This window comes from Zhongshania aliphaticivorans, from assembly GCF_001586255.1.
Taxonomy (GTDB): Bacteria; Pseudomonadota; Gammaproteobacteria; order Pseudomonadales; family Spongiibacteraceae; genus Spongiibacter; species Spongiibacter aliphaticivorans.
This window is the reverse complement of record NZ_CP014544.1, coordinates 1,102,427-1,117,654: the sequence shown is the minus strand read 5'-3', so window position 1 is coordinate 1,117,654 and position 15,228 is coordinate 1,102,427. Positions and strand designations below refer to the sequence as shown.

General features: G+C 51.2%; 18 protein-coding genes. 8 read left to right on the top strand and 10 right to left on the bottom strand.

Features of this window, described 5'->3' with window-relative positions; all coding sequences use genetic code 11:
- The first annotated feature begins 33 nt into the window (after nucleotides 1-33).
- Nucleotides 34-675, top strand: a complete 642-nt coding sequence (gene coq7, locus AZF00_RS04925) for a 2-polyprenyl-3-methyl-6-methoxy-1,4-benzoquinone monooxygenase (RefSeq protein ID WP_008246416.1) — start codon at nucleotides 34-36, stop codon at nucleotides 673-675.
- 75 nt (nucleotides 676-750) lie between these two features.
- Here the strand turns inward: coq7 and AZF00_RS04920 are convergent, their stop codons facing one another.
- Together AZF00_RS04920 and AZF00_RS04915 are read right to left on the bottom strand one after the other, a co-directional pair.
- Nucleotides 751-1,158 carry a VOC family protein gene (locus AZF00_RS04920; protein WP_008246415.1) on the bottom strand — a complete coding sequence of 136 codons (408 nt, stop codon included), beginning with the start codon at nucleotides 1,156-1,158 and terminating at the stop codon, nucleotides 751-753.
- A gap of 2 nt (nucleotides 1,159-1,160) precedes the next feature.
- The gene (locus AZF00_RS04915; protein ID WP_008246414.1) at nucleotides 1,161-1,583 is read right to left on the bottom strand and encodes an OsmC family protein; all 423 of its coding nucleotides are present in this window, start codon (nucleotides 1,581-1,583) and stop codon (nucleotides 1,161-1,163) included.
- 145 nt (nucleotides 1,584-1,728) lie between these two features.
- Between AZF00_RS04915 and crp the strand changes: the two genes are divergently transcribed.
- Nucleotides 1,729-2,367: a cAMP-activated global transcriptional regulator CRP gene (crp, locus tag AZF00_RS04910; protein WP_008246411.1), complete on the top strand. Its 639-nt coding sequence runs from the start codon at nucleotides 1,729-1,731 to the stop codon at nucleotides 2,365-2,367.
- Between the two features lie 136 nt (nucleotides 2,368-2,503).
- On the opposite strand, the gene trpC is transcribed toward crp, so the two are convergent.
- Genes trpC through trpE form a run of 4 tightly spaced genes read right to left on the bottom strand, consistent with a single transcriptional unit; the run spans nucleotide 2,504 to nucleotide 6,442 of the window.
- Entirely contained in the window at nucleotides 2,504-3,310 is an 807-nt protein-coding gene (gene trpC, locus AZF00_RS04905) for an indole-3-glycerol phosphate synthase TrpC (RefSeq protein ID WP_008246409.1), read from the bottom strand.
- A complete protein-coding gene (gene trpD, locus AZF00_RS04900) occupies nucleotides 3,307-4,356 on the bottom strand; it encodes an anthranilate phosphoribosyltransferase (RefSeq protein WP_040802534.1) in 1,050 nt (349 codons plus the stop codon). Before trpD ends, trpC begins: the two co-directional genes overlap by 4 nt.
- 5 nt (nucleotides 4,357-4,361) lie before the next feature.
- Complete coding sequence (locus AZF00_RS04895) at nucleotides 4,362-4,946, bottom strand: aminodeoxychorismate/anthranilate synthase component II (RefSeq protein ID WP_008246405.1); 585 nt, start codon at nucleotides 4,944-4,946, stop codon at nucleotides 4,362-4,364.
- Nucleotides 4,946-6,442 carry an anthranilate synthase component I gene (trpE, locus tag AZF00_RS04890; protein ID WP_008246403.1) on the bottom strand — a complete coding sequence of 499 codons (1,497 nt, stop codon included), beginning with the start codon at nucleotides 6,440-6,442 and terminating at the stop codon, nucleotides 4,946-4,948. The genes AZF00_RS04895 and trpE overlap by 1 nt, the downstream gene beginning before the upstream one ends.
- 271 nt (nucleotides 6,443-6,713) lie before the next feature.
- Here trpE and arfB point away from each other — a divergent pair, with 271 nt between their 5' ends.
- Nucleotides 6,714-7,127, top strand: a complete 414-nt coding sequence (gene arfB, locus AZF00_RS04885) for an alternative ribosome rescue aminoacyl-tRNA hydrolase ArfB (protein WP_008246401.1) — start codon at nucleotides 6,714-6,716, stop codon at nucleotides 7,125-7,127.
- Here the strand turns inward: arfB and AZF00_RS04880 are convergent.
- Nucleotides 7,124-7,903, bottom strand: a complete 780-nt coding sequence (locus tag AZF00_RS04880) for a sulfite exporter TauE/SafE family protein (RefSeq protein WP_008246399.1) — start codon at nucleotides 7,901-7,903, stop codon at nucleotides 7,124-7,126. The genes arfB and AZF00_RS04880 overlap by 4 nt on opposite strands.
- 226 nt (nucleotides 7,904-8,129) lie before the next feature.
- On the opposite strand from AZF00_RS04880, the gene AZF00_RS19295 reads away from it, so the two are divergent.
- The 5 genes from AZF00_RS19295 to AZF00_RS04860 all read left to right on the top strand — a co-directional run bounded on the left by AZF00_RS19295 (nucleotide 8,130) and on the right by AZF00_RS04860 (nucleotide 13,406).
- Complete coding sequence (locus AZF00_RS19295; RefSeq protein WP_156474846.1) at nucleotides 8,130-8,288, top strand: hypothetical protein; 159 nt, start codon at nucleotides 8,130-8,132, stop codon at nucleotides 8,286-8,288.
- Nucleotides 8,289-8,465: 177 nt separating this feature from the next.
- Nucleotides 8,466-8,801 (top strand): Hpt domain-containing protein, encoded by a 336-nt coding sequence (locus AZF00_RS04875; RefSeq protein WP_008246397.1) that lies wholly within the window; start codon nucleotides 8,466-8,468, stop codon nucleotides 8,799-8,801.
- Nucleotides 8,802-8,807: 6 nt separating this feature from the next.
- Entirely contained in the window at nucleotides 8,808-9,698 is an 891-nt protein-coding gene (locus AZF00_RS04870) for a GGDEF domain-containing response regulator (RefSeq protein WP_008246396.1), read from the top strand.
- Nucleotides 9,699-9,743: 45 nt separating this feature from the next.
- Nucleotides 9,744-10,553 (top strand): YqiA/YcfP family alpha/beta fold hydrolase, encoded by an 810-nt coding sequence (locus AZF00_RS04865; protein ID WP_008246394.1) that lies wholly within the window; start codon nucleotides 9,744-9,746, stop codon nucleotides 10,551-10,553.
- Nucleotides 10,554-10,871: 318 nt separating this feature from the next.
- Entirely contained in the window at nucleotides 10,872-13,406 is a 2,535-nt protein-coding gene (locus AZF00_RS04860) for a TonB-dependent receptor (protein WP_008246392.1), read from the top strand.
- Between the two features lie 69 nt (nucleotides 13,407-13,475).
- On the opposite strand, the gene AZF00_RS04855 is transcribed toward AZF00_RS04860, so the two are convergent.
- The 3 genes from AZF00_RS04855 to AZF00_RS04845 are packed head-to-tail and all read right to left on the bottom strand — an operon-like array spanning nucleotide 13,476 to nucleotide 15,149.
- Nucleotides 13,476-14,162 carry a ChrR family anti-sigma-E factor gene (locus AZF00_RS04855; protein WP_008246390.1) on the bottom strand — a complete coding sequence of 229 codons (687 nt, stop codon included), beginning with the start codon at nucleotides 14,160-14,162 and terminating at the stop codon, nucleotides 13,476-13,478.
- Nucleotides 14,159-14,722, bottom strand: coding sequence for a sigma-70 family RNA polymerase sigma factor (locus AZF00_RS04850; RefSeq protein ID WP_008246388.1), 564 nt, complete (start codon nucleotides 14,720-14,722; stop codon nucleotides 14,159-14,161). The genes AZF00_RS04855 and AZF00_RS04850 overlap by 4 nt, the downstream gene beginning before the upstream one ends.
- Nucleotides 14,723-14,744: 22 nt before the next feature.
- Nucleotides 14,745-15,149, bottom strand: a complete 405-nt coding sequence (locus AZF00_RS04845; RefSeq protein WP_008246387.1) for a DoxX family protein — start codon at nucleotides 15,147-15,149, stop codon at nucleotides 14,745-14,747.
- Between the last annotated feature and the right edge of the window lie 79 nt (nucleotides 15,150-15,228).

Sequence of the window (15,228 nt, the reverse complement as noted above, 5' to 3'; positions counted from 1 at the left end):
AAAGTGGCGTATAATGTCTGACGGAGGATCAAAATGACCCGCGAATATTCCCTACTCGACCGCGCTATAATGAGCGCTGATCGCAGCTTAAAAACATTGGTGAGAGGCAGCGCAACTGCCAAGCGCAGCAACCCCGGCCACGCCCTGAATACTAGCCAAGGCGAAGAGCAACAGCGCCGCCACGCTTCTGGGCTAATGCGAATAAACCACACCGGAGAAGTCTGCGCCCAAGCCCTCTACCAAGGCCAAGCGCTGACCGCAAAAAATGCGGCCGTCAAAATTGCCATGGAACAAGCAGCCAATGAAGAAATTGATCACCTAGCATGGTGCGAACAACGCCTGCAAGAACTCGGTAGTCACACCAGCCACCTCAACCCGCTCTTTTATATTGCCTCGTTTGCCATTGGCGCTGGCGCTGGCGCAATCAGCGACCGCATCAGCCTCGGCTTTGTCGCCGCCACCGAAGACCAAGTTTGTGCGCACCTGCGGGAACACCTTAAAACCTTACCCGAAGACGACCTAAAATCTCGCGCCATCATCACCCAAATGCTAGAAGACGAAGCCGCCCATGCCACAATGGCAATTGACGCGGGCGGGCACGTGTTCCCCGCGCCCGTGAAAAAGGCAATGAGTTTAATGGCGAAGGTGATGACGGGGAGTACGTATTACGTTTAAAGGCTGCGCGACGCGTTACGGGAGACGGTAAACGCTTAAAAGTACGCCCACATTTTATGCGTCTCCCGTCTCCCGTCACGCATACCTGCCACTTATCGGCGGATGATAAATCATCTGCACCAAATTTCCGTCGGGATCGAGGCAGTAAAAACTGCGGGCGCCATCGCGATGTGTGCGAGGCTCGGCCTTGATTGCAACGCCATTCTCGAGCAAAAAAGCATGCCAGGCATCGACGTCCTCGATGTCATCAATAATAAAACCCAAATGGTCTAAGCGCTGCCCCGCTAGGGGGCGCTCACCGCCCTGATAGCGGTGCAGGGCTAAATTGTCGCAGCCGGAGCACAAATAGATATTATCTGGATCCGGCTGCCACTCAACCGCCATACCTAATAGCTCGGTATAAAAATGCAGGGTTTCATCAAAGTTCGCGACAAACAGCGCAAGATGGCGCAAGCCTGCATGGGCTTTAGGCCGATTTAACATAGCTATTCCTCGCTAGCAATCTCGTAGCTGTGACTCACATCGACACCGGCCGCTTCCATCATAATTGAGGCCGAGCAGTACTTTTCAGCTGAGAGCTCTACCGCACGCTTAACATGAGCCTCTTTGAGGCCTTTGCCACTCACCACAAAATGTAGGTGAATTTTGGTGAACACCGCCGGCACGGCGTCGGCACGCTCGGCTTCTAGCTCGCAACGGCAATCCAATACGTCTTGTCGGGACTTTTTAAGCATACTCATTACGTCAAAAGAGGCACAACCGCCCATACCAAGTAACAGCATCTCCATAGGGCGAACACCCATATTGCGACCGCCGTGATCTTCCGGGCCGTCCATGACGACCGAGTGGCCACTCCCCGATTCAGCCAAAAACATAGCACCATCAACCCACTTCACTGTTGCTTTCATTCCGCCCTCTTTGCGACTTGTGTAAATTAGCCTAAGCTTACCACAGCCCCTAGTATTCAGGCTCGCCATCAACGGCAAAGCAGGTCATACTTAGACCTGAAACACACGCATTGGACATTCTGCTAGATCAAGAGACCCCACAACCGTGCTGAACCCGCTAAAACCAGAAATTATAAATATAGAAGGCTTCTTAGCTCACTGCCACCGGCGCCGCTACCCCAGTAAAAGTACCCTGATTTACGCTGGCGATGACAGTGACGCCTTGTTTTACATCACCGAAGGCTCAGTGACCGTCATCATCGAAGACGATGAAGGACGCGAAATGATTGTCGCCTACTTAAACAAAGGCGATTTTTTCGGTGAAATGGGCGTGTTTGATGAAGACAGCCCAAGTACACGCAGCGCATTAGTCAAAAGCCGCACCGAATGTGAAATCGCAGAAATCAGCTACAGTAAATTCCGCGAACTCAGCGAACAGTATCCCGATATTTTATTAGCCTTGGGCCGACAAATGGCTAAGCGCTTGCGCTTAACTACCCGCAAAGTCGGCGATCTCGCCTTTTTAGATGTTACCGGCCGAGTCGCCCGCACTTTACTTGATCTGTGCAAACAGCCCGACGCAATGACTCACCCAGACGGCATGCAGATCAAAATTACCCGCCAAGAAATCGGCCGGATTGTGGGTTGTTCAAGAGAAATGGTTGGCCGTGTTTTGAAAACCCTAGAGGAACAGGGCTTGGTTAACGTGAAAGGTAAGACCATGGTCGTGTTTGGTACACGCTAGGTTTCGCCTAATGCTGGACGGGAGACCGGAGATGCAACAGCAAGTACGGCCCTCCATCTTTTTCACGCTGAACAGGATCGGCGGCAAAGCACCAGTCTTAGCGTTTGCCGTCTCCTATCCAGCGTTCAGCGGCCTCTCAGGTAAATAACTCAGCCAATTTCTCGCCCGGCTCGTCAGCGCGCATAAACGCTTCGCCCACCAAAAATGCATTCACACCTTTGCGACGCATTGCCGCCACGTCTGCAGCGGTGTGGATACTACTCTCGGTGACCACCAAAAATTCGTCGCTGATATCAGCTAACAAATTGAACGTCGTTTCTAGCGTGGTTTCAAAAGTATGCAGATTACGATTATTAATGCCGATAAGACGGTTACCCAACGGCAACGTACGCGCCAGCTCTTCGGCGTTATGCACCTCAATCAATACATCCAAACCCAACTCTAGGGCAAGTGCATTCAAGCTCGCCATGTCGGCGTCGTCCAATGCCGCAGCAATCAACAGAATGCAATCGGCGCCAATCGCTCGCGCCTCATAAACTTGATAGGGATCAACAATGAAATCTTTACGAATTACCGGTAGTGAACACGCCGCTCGCGCCTGCTGAAGATAAGCTTCTGAACCCTGGAAAAAGTCGGCATCGGTAAGTACTGATAAACACGCCGCGCCACCGCGCTCGTAGCTTGCGGCAATCTCGGCGGGGTGAAAATCTTCGCGAATAACACCCTTGGAGGGCGACGCCTTTTTAATCTCGGCAATCACTGCCGACTGCCCAGCCGCTAACTTCGCTTCCATTGCCCGAACAAAACCCCGAGGCGCCGAGGCTGCTTGAATTTGCTCCTTAAGCATGGCGATGGCAACGGCGGCGCTACGCTCAGCAACTTCTTCACGCTTACGATCGATAATTTTCTTTAAAATTGTTGGCGTATTTAATGACGAATTCATTTTTGCGATCCGCCAATTAAGCCCTGACTAAAGGCAGCGAGTTCACCCATTTTTTCTAGGGCCTGGCCACCGTGAATGGTGTCTTCAGCCAGCGCAACGCCATGTTTTAAAGTGCTGGTAACGCCAGCAACATAGAGCGCTGCGCCCGCATTTAAGGCGATCATGTCGGCGGCCTTTTTGCCCGCTTCGGTACTGCGCTTGCCCAGAGCATCGCGAATCAGCGCCAAGGAGCCCGCGCTATCTGTTACGTCCAGACCCACAAGACTTTGGCTTTTAATTCCCACGTCTTCGGGTGAGAGTAAATACTCCGTTATTGCGCCGTCTTTTAACTCGGCGACTTCGCTTGCGCAGGCCAAGCTAATCTCGTCTAAGCCGTCTTTGGCGTGAACCACCATCACATGCTCCGCACCTAAACGCTGCAGTACCTCCGCCAAGGGCCTGCACAGCTCGCTGCTAAACACACCCAAGACCAAGCGCGTCACGCCCGCGGGGTTGGTCAGCGGGCCCAAAATATTAAAAATCGTGCGCTGGGCAATTTCGCGGCGAACGCCAATAGCGTATTTCATTGCGCTGTGGTGATTAACAGCAAACATAAAACCAACACCCACCTCACGAATACAGCGGGCCACTTGCGCTGAGTTTAAATTGAGCTGAATACCCGCTGCTTCTAGTAGATCTGCGCTACCGCTTTTTGAGGACACCGAGCGATTGCCATGCTTTGCCACATGCGCCCCCGCCGCTGCCACCACAAAAGTACTGGCCGAAGAGACATTAAATAAATTAGCACCGTCACCGCCGGTGCCAACAATATCAACCACATTCCTTAAGCCGCTAATATCCACTGGCATCGCCAATTTGCGCATCACTCGCGCTGCGCCTTCAATCTCATCGAGACTTTCACTTTTCATCCGCAGTGCAATAAGAAACGCGGCAATCTGGGCGTCGGTGCATTTCCCGGTCATGATGTCAGTCATCACCGCCGTCATCTCGTCAGTACTCAGACTTATGTTTTGCACCAGCCGCCCGAGGGCAGCGGTTATTGTCATGGCCGTCATACGCCGCGCTCCAAAAAGTTTTTAAACAATTCATGGCCCTGTTCAGACAAAATGGACTCAGGGTGAAACTGCACACCCTCAACGTCGAGTGTCTTGTGACGCACGCCCATAATTTCATCGACACTGCCGTCTTCAAGCTGGGTCCATGAGGTTATTTCCAAACAGTCTGGCAGACTGGCTCTGTCGATGACCAGTGAGTGATAGCGGGTTGCGACTAGGGGATTATGCAAACCGCTAAATACGCCACTGTTGTGGTGGTGCATCGGGGAAGTCTTACCATGCATCACCTGCCTAGCCCGCACAATTTTGCCGCCAAACACCTGACCAATACTCTGATGCCCAAGACAAACACCGAGCACCGGAATCTTGCCCGCAAAGGCTTCGATTGCCGCCATGGAAATACCGGCTTCATTAGGAGTGCAGGGGCCAGGGGAAATCACGAGGTGAGTCGGCGCCAATGCCTGAATCTCCTCAATACTGATTTCATCATTGCGGACCACTTTGACGTCGGCGCCCAACTCAGCAAAATACTGCACCACGTTATAAGTAAAGGAGTCGTAATTATCGATCATTAATAACATTATGACGCCTCCATTTTGTTGGCCACACCGCTCTGTACCATTGACGCCGCTTTAAATACCGCCCGCGCCTTATTCATGGTTTCTTTCCATTCCAGTCTAGGCTGAGAATCGGCAACAATGCCGGCGCCAGCTTGAATATGCAGCTGACCATCTTTAATAACAGCCGTGCGGATTGCTATGGCGGTATCCATATTGCCATTCCAGCTTAAATAGCCGACTGCGCCACCGTAGACTCCGCGCTTGACTGGCTCAAGCTCGTCGATGATTTCCATTGCTCGCACCTTGGGCGCACCGCTCAAGGTACCTGCCGGCAAGGTCGCGCGGAGTACATCCATGGCGGTAATATCATCGCGCACTTGAGCCCGCACGTTCGAGACGATATGCATCACATGGGAGTAGCGTTCTACCACCATTTTATCGCTGAGCTCTACCGTACCGGTTTTGGCGACTCGACCAGCGTCATTACGGCCTAAATCGATCAGCATTAAATGCTCAGCAATTTCCTTGGGATCAGCGAGCAGCTCTTGTTCAAGGGCTAAATCTTCTGCGTCGTTATGACCCCGGCGGCGGGTACCGGCAATCGGCCGCACGGTGACTTCGCCATGCTCCAAGCGCGCCAGTATTTCCGGTGAAGAACCAACAATATGGAAGTCTTCCAGGTTGAGGTAATACATATAGGGCGACGGATTCAGATGACGCAGAGCGCGATAAAAATTCAGTGGTGAGGCATCAAAAGGAATACTCAGGCGCTGAGACAAAACCACCTGCATAGTGTCGCCAGCAAGAACGTAATCGCGCACTTTCTCGACTACTTCTTTAAATTTATCCTCACCGAAACTAGAAACAAAATCCGTTTCAGCGACACCATCGGCACTCAGATTCAGCTCCGGCAGCATAGGCGACAAGCCTCGCAACATCTGCGCATAGGAATCGAGACGCTCCTGAGCTTTGTCATAGGCCCCAGGATCAGCAGGATCGGCATGGGTAATAATCTTAACAACGCCAGAAAGATTATCAAAAACCAGCAATTCCTCAGACACCATCAACAAAATATCCGGTGTACCCAATACATCGGGTGGCGTTGTCGCCATTAATTTGGGTTCAATATACCGCACGCAATCATAGGCAAAATAACCGACCAAGCCACCATAAAACGCCGGAAGCTCATCTAAGTCTGGCACTTGATAACGAGCTTGAAAGGCCTCGACAAAGGCCAGTGGGTCGTCACACTCGTGGGACTCGATTAATTCACCGTCACGATGCACCGTGACCGCTAAACCTTCAGCACGCAATACGGTGCGCGCACCGAGGCCAATAATTGAATAACGGCCCCATTTTTCACCGCCGTGAACGGATTCAAATAGAAAACTGTAGGGCTCGGCAGCGAGCTTTAGGTAGGCACTAAGGGGAGTATCGAGGTCGGCCAGCACATCGCGATAAACCGGAATACGGTTATAGCTTTGCTGCGCCAGTTCATTATATCGCTGGGCTTGCATGATAAATCCTTAAAAATGGTGGGTCGGTTTGCCAGTTTGCTTTTGCAATAGCTACCATCGCCATCGACGGCAATCACACAGCAGTGTTATGCGGGCCTTATGCACCATTTTCGTAAACTCATCACACCAAATTAGAATAAACAACATTGTAACTGAGGTGGGCCTGCGGGGGAACCTCAAAAAAGTAGCGCCCGCCTTGCCCTTTATGCGCGTTTTCCAGTCTCACGAGCAAGCTGGTAGACTAGCGTCCTTTAGATAGAGAATGTTCACTGTGTTTGAAATATCAGCCGCCCTCACCCTGCCCGACGATGAAATTGAACTAAGCGCCATCCGCGCCCAAGGTGCCGGTGGTCAGAACGTCAACAAAGTGTCCTCTGCCATCCACTTGCGTTTTGATATCAAGGCCTCATCACTTCCCGACTATTACAAGCAACGCCTTCTGAATAAGAATGATCAACGCATCACCAAAGACGGCATTATTATCATCAAGGCCCAACAATTTCGCACCCAGGAAAAGAACCGAGATGACGCCCTGCAGCGTCTGCGCGAGTTCATTATAGAATCTGTTAAAACCTTACCACCCCGCCGCCCCACCAAGCCCACTAAAGGTTCCCAGCGCCGCCGCATGGACAATAAAACGCAACGCGGTAAAATCAAGTCACTGCGCGGCCGGATTGACGATTAACTCATCATCGCAAAGCCACTAGCCACCACCGTCATCACAAACAAAAACCACTTCAAGCTGCGCTGACTCGCCTTTAGCGCCAGACGAACACCCACTTTTGCGCCAAGTATTGAACCAAGACCAAGAACCAGCCCGGGCAACCACGCCACGAGATCTTGCCATATAAATACCGCCAACGCCGCCACGGTCAACGCAGCTGTACACAGCATTTTCAGGGCATTCGTCTTTACTAGGTCATATCGCAGGGTACCTGCCAAGGCCCCAATTAATACAAAACCAACGCCTGCCTGCACAAAGCCGCCGTAGATCCCTGCCGCAAACAAGCCCCAAAAGGCCTCGGGGCAATCTTTAAGTTGTTTTACCGATGTTCCCAGCGGTGGCGCTATCACCGCGGGTCTCACCAAAATAATGAGCGCCATACTCACCATGGCAAACAGCAAAACCGGCTTTAGATAGGCAACTGGCATATACGCTGCCGCAATCGCGCCAAACACCGAGCCCGCTAAAGTAGGCCGTAGCACAGACCACAGATCTGCCCGGGGCAATTGGCCATGGCGATCAAAATCACGCACCCCAGTCAGCGACTGCAACAATACTCCAACGCGATTAGTAGCATTGGCGACATCTGCAGGCAGCCCCATCACCATTAAGGCGGGCAAAGTCAGGTTTGACCCGCCACCGGCCAAGGTATTGATCACCCCGGCAACCAGGCCAACAGTTAGCAACAGCAAGATAAACCACGGGTTCATTGCCGCCAAAGAATCAATACCAATCACTCGTACAACTCCAAAAAGCCATCCACCATTGAATTAATTGCAAGGTAAGCTAATCGCGACTAAGTCGCTCAATATGGCGACGACATGCCGAACTTGAGCGGCAGTATATGCAGAATTACCTAAGTATAAGTTCGAATCGCCTATTTTAGCGTCCACTTTATACTACTTCACATCGACTAGATTTAGCTTAACGCCGAGCTACAACTAGCATAGGCTAGGAGGCCTTATGGCAAATTCAAACAATATTACCCTTAGCATTCCCTTAATTGGCAATATTATTCTCGTTGTGATTAGCGGCGCGTCCGCCCAAGTCAGTCTGGGTACACTGCCAACTATTGCACTTTGTGTGGCGCTAGTGCTCGGCGCAACAGCCCTAAGTCAATAAGAAGTGTGCGGCACCAACCCCTGGGTTCGCCTCAATATTTCGCATGCCCGCCCACCATCGCAAGAAAGCAGCCTAAGAAAAATCGCCTTAAGCGCTCGTTAGACAACTGAAAAACCGTGAATACCTAGGCAATATCGGGCATTATGCAGAGATAATCTGCTTTGACCCAAGGACGATATGATACTGGATCCTCAGCGTGTTCAGGACATCACCCGGAACAAAACCGCACTTATCAAGACGCTCGCGCAACTGTTTCTTAGCGAACTTCCTGATATGATTGATAGTATTGAGCTTTCTTTTAGCCAAGGCGACAAAAAGGCATTATCTAATGCGGTTCACCGCCTCAAGAGTGCGCTCGGCAATTTCGCCAGTTCAAGCTATTATCAAGAAGTGGGCGCTTTAGAAACTCGCGCATTAGAACTTGATGCAACGCAATGGCAAACGGACTGGCTCACTGCAAAAAACAAGCTAGACACGCTAATCATAGAATTAAAGCAGATGGCAGGACTATAACCCTCTATGGATGTGCTGATAGTCGACGATGACGCAGTGACCCGGCTCGCACTAAGCGCTGCACTAGAAGAGTGGGGCTTTGTACCGATCCTTGCTGAAAACGGCGAACAAGCCCTTAAAAAGCTTGAAATGGATAACGCCCCGCATTTGCTCATCTTTGATTGGTCAATGCCCGGCATGAGCGGCCCAGAACTGTGTAAAACCATCCGTAAACGTGAAGATGGGCAGTTTTTTTATATTCTGATGCTAACTGGCAAAGAGGGCAACGAAGCCATTATTGAAGCCATGGAAGCAGGCGCCGACGACTTTTTGAGCAAACCCTTCGATCATCGCGTACTAAAAGTGCGCATCGCGGCAGGCAGCCGCATTGTGCGTTTAGAGCAAACCCTAAACCAACTGGCTTCCAGAGACGCCCTCACCCAGTGCTGGAATCGCCGAATGATCGACGAGCTATTTACCAATAGCATCGCCGAGTCGACCCGTAAGCGCAGTGCCTTTTCAATTATGGTGTTGGATATTGACCACTTTAAAGTTGTTAATGACACCTACGGTCACGCCGCTGGCGACCTTGCCCTCAAACACGTGGTTAGCATTTTAAACACCAATCTTCGCGAATACGACCAGGTGGGTCGCTATGGCGGTGAGGAGTTTGTCATTCTCTTGCCAGCAACCGACGAAAACGAGGCCTGGGGTGTGGCAGAACGCGTCAGGTCTGCCATTCAGTTTCAGCCCACCGTAATTAATGATGGCGCAAAGATCGACCTAACGGTTAGCATCGGCATAGCGCAATTTGATCGCAGCCGGGATATAAACCAAAACACCTTTTTTGAGCGCGCCGACAAAGCACTGTACACCGCTAAACAATCTGGCCGAAACCGGATTATCTGCGCCGACTGATCAACATTAAAACGAATAATAAAAATTCCACTTAGAGTTAATTTAATGCAGTCATATCAAAAAAACGCACCCACACCACCCAAGCTAAGACACTCCCTCAGCGAGCTACCCCGTGCGGCAATTGAAGGGCAAGCACTGCTTCTGAGCTTGCCGCTACTGCGCAGTGCAGCCAAAGGCGACAAGCACCCAGTATTGATTGTTCCGGGCTTTGGCGGCGGTGATGGCAGCACGCTGTTACTGCGAAAATGGCTAACAAATCAAAATTTTGCCAGCAAAACTTGGGATTGCGGCCGTAACATAGCTACATATCGGCTACGCAGCATTGCTGATGCATTGAACTTCCGACAAGAAATGCTCGCTAAGCTACACCGCAGAGTGGAACAACTTTATGCCGAATACGACCGTAAAATAAGCTTAATCGGCTGGAGTCTTGGCGGACTGTACGTCGACCAACTTGCGCAAGAATGTCCCGAACGCATTCGTCAGGTCATCACTCTCGGCGCACCGCATGGCGACCCTCGAGGTACCGCAGCCTGGTCGCTAATGCAGCGCGTCTATCGCGGCAAACTATCTGACCCCGACCTCGAACGCGGTATAGCCGCATGGCAAAACAGTGGCGAGCCCAAGCCTCGCGCCGTGCCCACCACCGTTATTTATAGCCCAACAGACGGCTTAGTAGCCCCCAAGGAAGCTCGCTTGCCGATAAGTGCTGGCGCGGCCCACATCGCAATCAACGCCAGTCACTGCGGCTTAACCATAAACCCCCGTGTTTATTGGTTAATCGCCAACCGGCTCGCGCAAGCGGAAGGCCAGGAAAGCGACTTTTGTATGTCTGCCAAGCCCTGCTGGCTATAATCCAATTACCTCATATACTGATAATAATGCGGAGGCGAAAATAGAAATAGCCTCACAAATATCTACGCGAAACAGCAACAAAACCCGACCAACACCAAATTTTTGCAGAGTAAACAGCTAAATAAATTATAAAAAATAAATCATTACAAAAATTTAATAAAACCCATGATACCAAAAACCACTACAAACTCGACAACATAGCGCAGCTTCGAAACCGGAGCATCAATATCGAAAAAGAGGCTGATTGTAATTTTAAGGTTAATATGTTTTAACTTAGCAAGCTTGAATAACAATAACGATCCGAAACGGAGCGACTACGTGAATAAAATTTCCCCCTATGCTGCTGGGCTTTGCGCACTGACAACAGTTTTTAGCTGTAACAGTATTGCCGAAGCAAAAAAATCTGGCTTTGCGCTAGAAGAAGTGATCGTTACGGCGCAAAAAAAAGCCGAATCATTGCAAGACACGCCAATCTCACTCACTGCCTTTGGTGAGGAGCGCCTCGAAATTGACGGTATTAGTAGCCTGGGGGATATTGGCTCCAAAGTACCCAGCCTGACTATTGAGCCCTTCCCCATCAACAACGCAACGCTGCGCATCTTTATTCGTGGCGTGGGCATTTCTGATGTGCAAGTTACCCAAGACCCGCCGGTTGGCATTTATGTCGACGGCGTTTATATCGCCCGCTCAACCGGCACCGCCTTGGACGTTGCCGAGCTACAACGTATAGAAGTCCTCCGCGGCCCTCAGGGCACACTCTACGGGCGCAATACCACCGGGGGTGCTATCAACTTAATTACCAAACGCCCAAGTGTGGAAGAGTTTGAGTTGAAACAAAAATTTACGGTGGGTAATCGCAATCTCTTCACAGCAAAAACCTCCGCCAACATCCCGCTTGGCGACACCCTTGCTGCCAAGGTAGCGTATTTAAACACCCGCATGGACGGCTTTATTGAGAACACAGGGCCAGGTGGCGATTTCGGCGACAAGCAAGTTGAAGGCTACCGCATTGACCTGCGCTGGGACATCAGCGACAGCCTTACCCTCGATTACGCCTACGACAGCTCAGATTACGAATATTATAACTATATGTACCAATCGATCCGCCCAGGGGTACAAAACAAGGGGCAGGCCGAGCCGGTTCGGGAATACGCCGTTACCCAGTCCAAGCACAGCGAAGATCGCTTCGACGACATGGCTACTGCCAGGCCACTGGAAACCTCGGCCACCGAAATTGAAGGCCACTCATTAATCATCACCAAAACCTTTGAGAACGCCCAACTTAAATACATTGGCGCCTATCGAGAACTCTATGACGCCGCTTACGCGGATCTCGGCGGTGGTATTGGCTCCGAAAACTACCGCACCGACTCCCACGCCTATTGTGGTCCCTCAGTCCAGGCGCAAACCGGCGAAGATTGCCTGCCGCTCGTGGTACCGCAAATCAACCAAGAGCAATTTTCCCACGAGTTCCAATTTAGCGGCTCGGCACTCAATGGCAGTATCGACTACATCACGGGAGCGTATTATTTCGAAGAAGAAGCCACGGAAAACAATAGTCCGCTCCACCATCAGTTCAGCTCTGAAATCAGTGATGGCGTTATTCCCATTCCTGTACTGGGCGCAGCAATAGGTTCAGTATTATTAGACAGCGGTGACGTGCACCTGGTAAACATGCTCTCCCAGCGCTACGACATTAAGAACACCGCCATCGCCGCTTACGGCCAGTTCACCTGGACGCCCCGTATTCTCGACGAGCGCATGCACCTAACCTTTGGTGCACGCTATTCCCAAGACGAGCGCGAGGCCCTAAAAAATCAAACCGATAAAACCTATGTCGAAATCCGCTCATTAGATATGGCGATCGACATGGAGAACCTTGGCACCTTGGCGCCAATTCTCGAGCAGGGCGGCTTTTTAATACCGGGTGATCGCGCCTTTAATAACGTTCAAGCCCAAAAAGACTTTGACGATTCGTCCTTTAGCTTTATTGCCGAATTTGATGTCACCGACGACATCAATGTCTACGGCAAATTTGTGCAAGCGTATAAATCGGGTGGTTTCAACACCCGCGACCCGCAGCGCGGCGCCACCGGCGAAGCCCCCGGCACACCGGGTAAAGGCGACGACACGGCCACACCGGCCCCCGATGGTAATGTCTATGGCTTCGGTTTTGCCGACGGCTTTGATGAGGAGCATGTTGCCTCTGTCGAGCTCGGTATAAAAAGCGAATTACTCGACCGTCGCCTGCGGATTAACGCCAACGTATTCACCAGTGAATACACCGAAATGCAGCTGAACTTTATTTTGTCTGGCACCATTGCTGACACCAAGGTGACTAACGCTGGTGAAGCGACCATGCGCGGTTTAGAAGCCGACATCACCTACTTACCCACCGAAAACCTGATGTTAATGTTTAACTACGCGTATTTGGACGCTGAAGTAACCAAGGCCGAAGACGAGTTTGGCAATGACCTTTCCGACAGCTTTGTTTTCTACTCAGCGCCCAAAAACTCTTACACCGCCGCAGCAGATTGGACAATTGCCAATATGAACTGGGGCACGGTAGCGGTGAACATAAGCTATAACTTCATGGACAACCGCAACGGTGGGTCGCGGGCCCACAATGCTCGCAACACCTTTATTAGTGATTACGGCTTGGTCAATGGTCGCCTAAGCTTGAGTGAAATACCCGTGGGCAACTACGGTAAGTTCAATATCGGCATTTGGGGCAAAAACCTCGCCGACGAAGAATTTGAAATTACCGCCATCGACAACCTTCCTCACAGTGATCGCACCGTCATTTGGGGCGACCCTCGCAGCTACGGCGTTGACGTGATTTACGAATATTAATCATCTAAGCGCTCAGTAACAAAAACGGCAGCCTAGGCTGCCGTTTTTGTTACTGAGCAAGCAAGACCATCACATACCGACAATCGGCTGTATTAACCGAGCTAACCACCCCCGAAACGCTAAGGGCGCATCCATACCGGCAAGGCAAATACAGTCTTCGTCGCTATCGGCAACGGGCTGATGCTCAACGCTGGCATCGAGATCTGCAACGTCACCGGCATTAAATTTGCCCACATTATCGCTGTAGCCGCCGCGTAAGATCATGGTCAATTCGCTGCCACGATGACTGTGCACAGGCATTCTTTTACCTGCGGCAATCCTCAGTAAGCGCACATCGCCTTCATCACAGCTAAGAATAATCTGCTTTAAACCTGGCGCAATAGTCCGCTTCCAGGGTAATGCGTCAAAACTATCTTCCTGCAGAAAACGGTGTAATAACCGAGGAATTGCCTCAGGCACAGAGGCATTTGAATTCGCCTTATCATCAGGCACGCAGAGTTTCTCGGCGTGCTTACTTTCGCTTAAATTAGTATCTAGCTGTTCAAGAATATTTGTCCTCGCCCGAGCGGAAAGTGCCTTTGGCGTCAACGCGACCATCAAGCCCGCGCCCAACACCTCACCGGCATTCACGCTCACCCGGCACTCCGGGCAATACTGCAGATGGCAGCCAACCACTAAGGCCAAGCCAGCGGGCAATGCGCCCGCCGCATAGCTAAGCAGGGTTTCTTGATTCGGGTGATGCTCAATACGGCTCATACGCCATCTTCTCCAAAATGCTGACGAAAAGCTTTTATCGCCAGCCGCAAACTTGATTTAACGCTACCTAAAGGCATTCCGGTTTCACCGGCAATCTCGCTGTGGCTCTTGCCTTCGTAATAAGACTTGTAGACCACTTGCGCCTGACTCTGCGGCAAGGTGTCTAGCACCGCCTTTAAACGCTCGCCATCAGCATTTAAGCGCGCCTCGTCATCCACCGTCTCGGCCAAATTCTCGTCCGACTCATAGGCGATACCGCGCTGCTTACGCAATCGATCAATCCACAGATTTCTGGCAACACGAAATAACCAGGTGCTGACCGCCGCTTTCTCACGCGAGTACAAATGGGCTTTATTCCACAGGGCTAGCAAGGCCTCTTGGCTTAAGTCTTCAGCCATGGCAGGCTCCGCGCCCTGCCCCAGCAAATAGGCATTAACCCTCGGCGAAAAATAATCGAACAACTGCATGAAACTGTGTTTATCGCGCTCTTGCGCAATACGCTCTACACAGTCGGCCCAAAATTCGCCATTGCGCGCTTGCTCGACGGCAAGTTCTGCCATTTATGAACCCCTTGTTATACGTTTATACGTCGCCGTTGGGCGCCTGGATCAAGGTTTCTGAATTATCATTGGTGGACCACAGAATGGCCGCGATCAAAACAAACTGCAGCGGAATGCGCAACCACAATAGCTCTGGTGCTACCGGCCCGCCGAAAATAGGGATATCGCTGAGCGCTTGATAGATATTGGCGGGCAATACCAGCAAGCAATACACCGCAGCAAGCTTACCCGCCGCACTGCGCAGCGTCGGCAACAATATACCAATCACCAGCAACAGTTCCAGCACACCCGTTAGCCACACGATTAACAAAGGCCACGGCAAGATTGGCGGCACGATACCGGCAAAGTCCTCGGCCAGCAGGAAATGGCCTATCCCACCAAAAAAAAACACCAAACAAACCAGTAGCCGCAAAATACTTTTCAGCATATGCCTTCCTATACAGCTTATAGTAATTCTAAGTATTGCTCATTAACCCAGCATAGCGCCATTTTATAATTAGCATTGC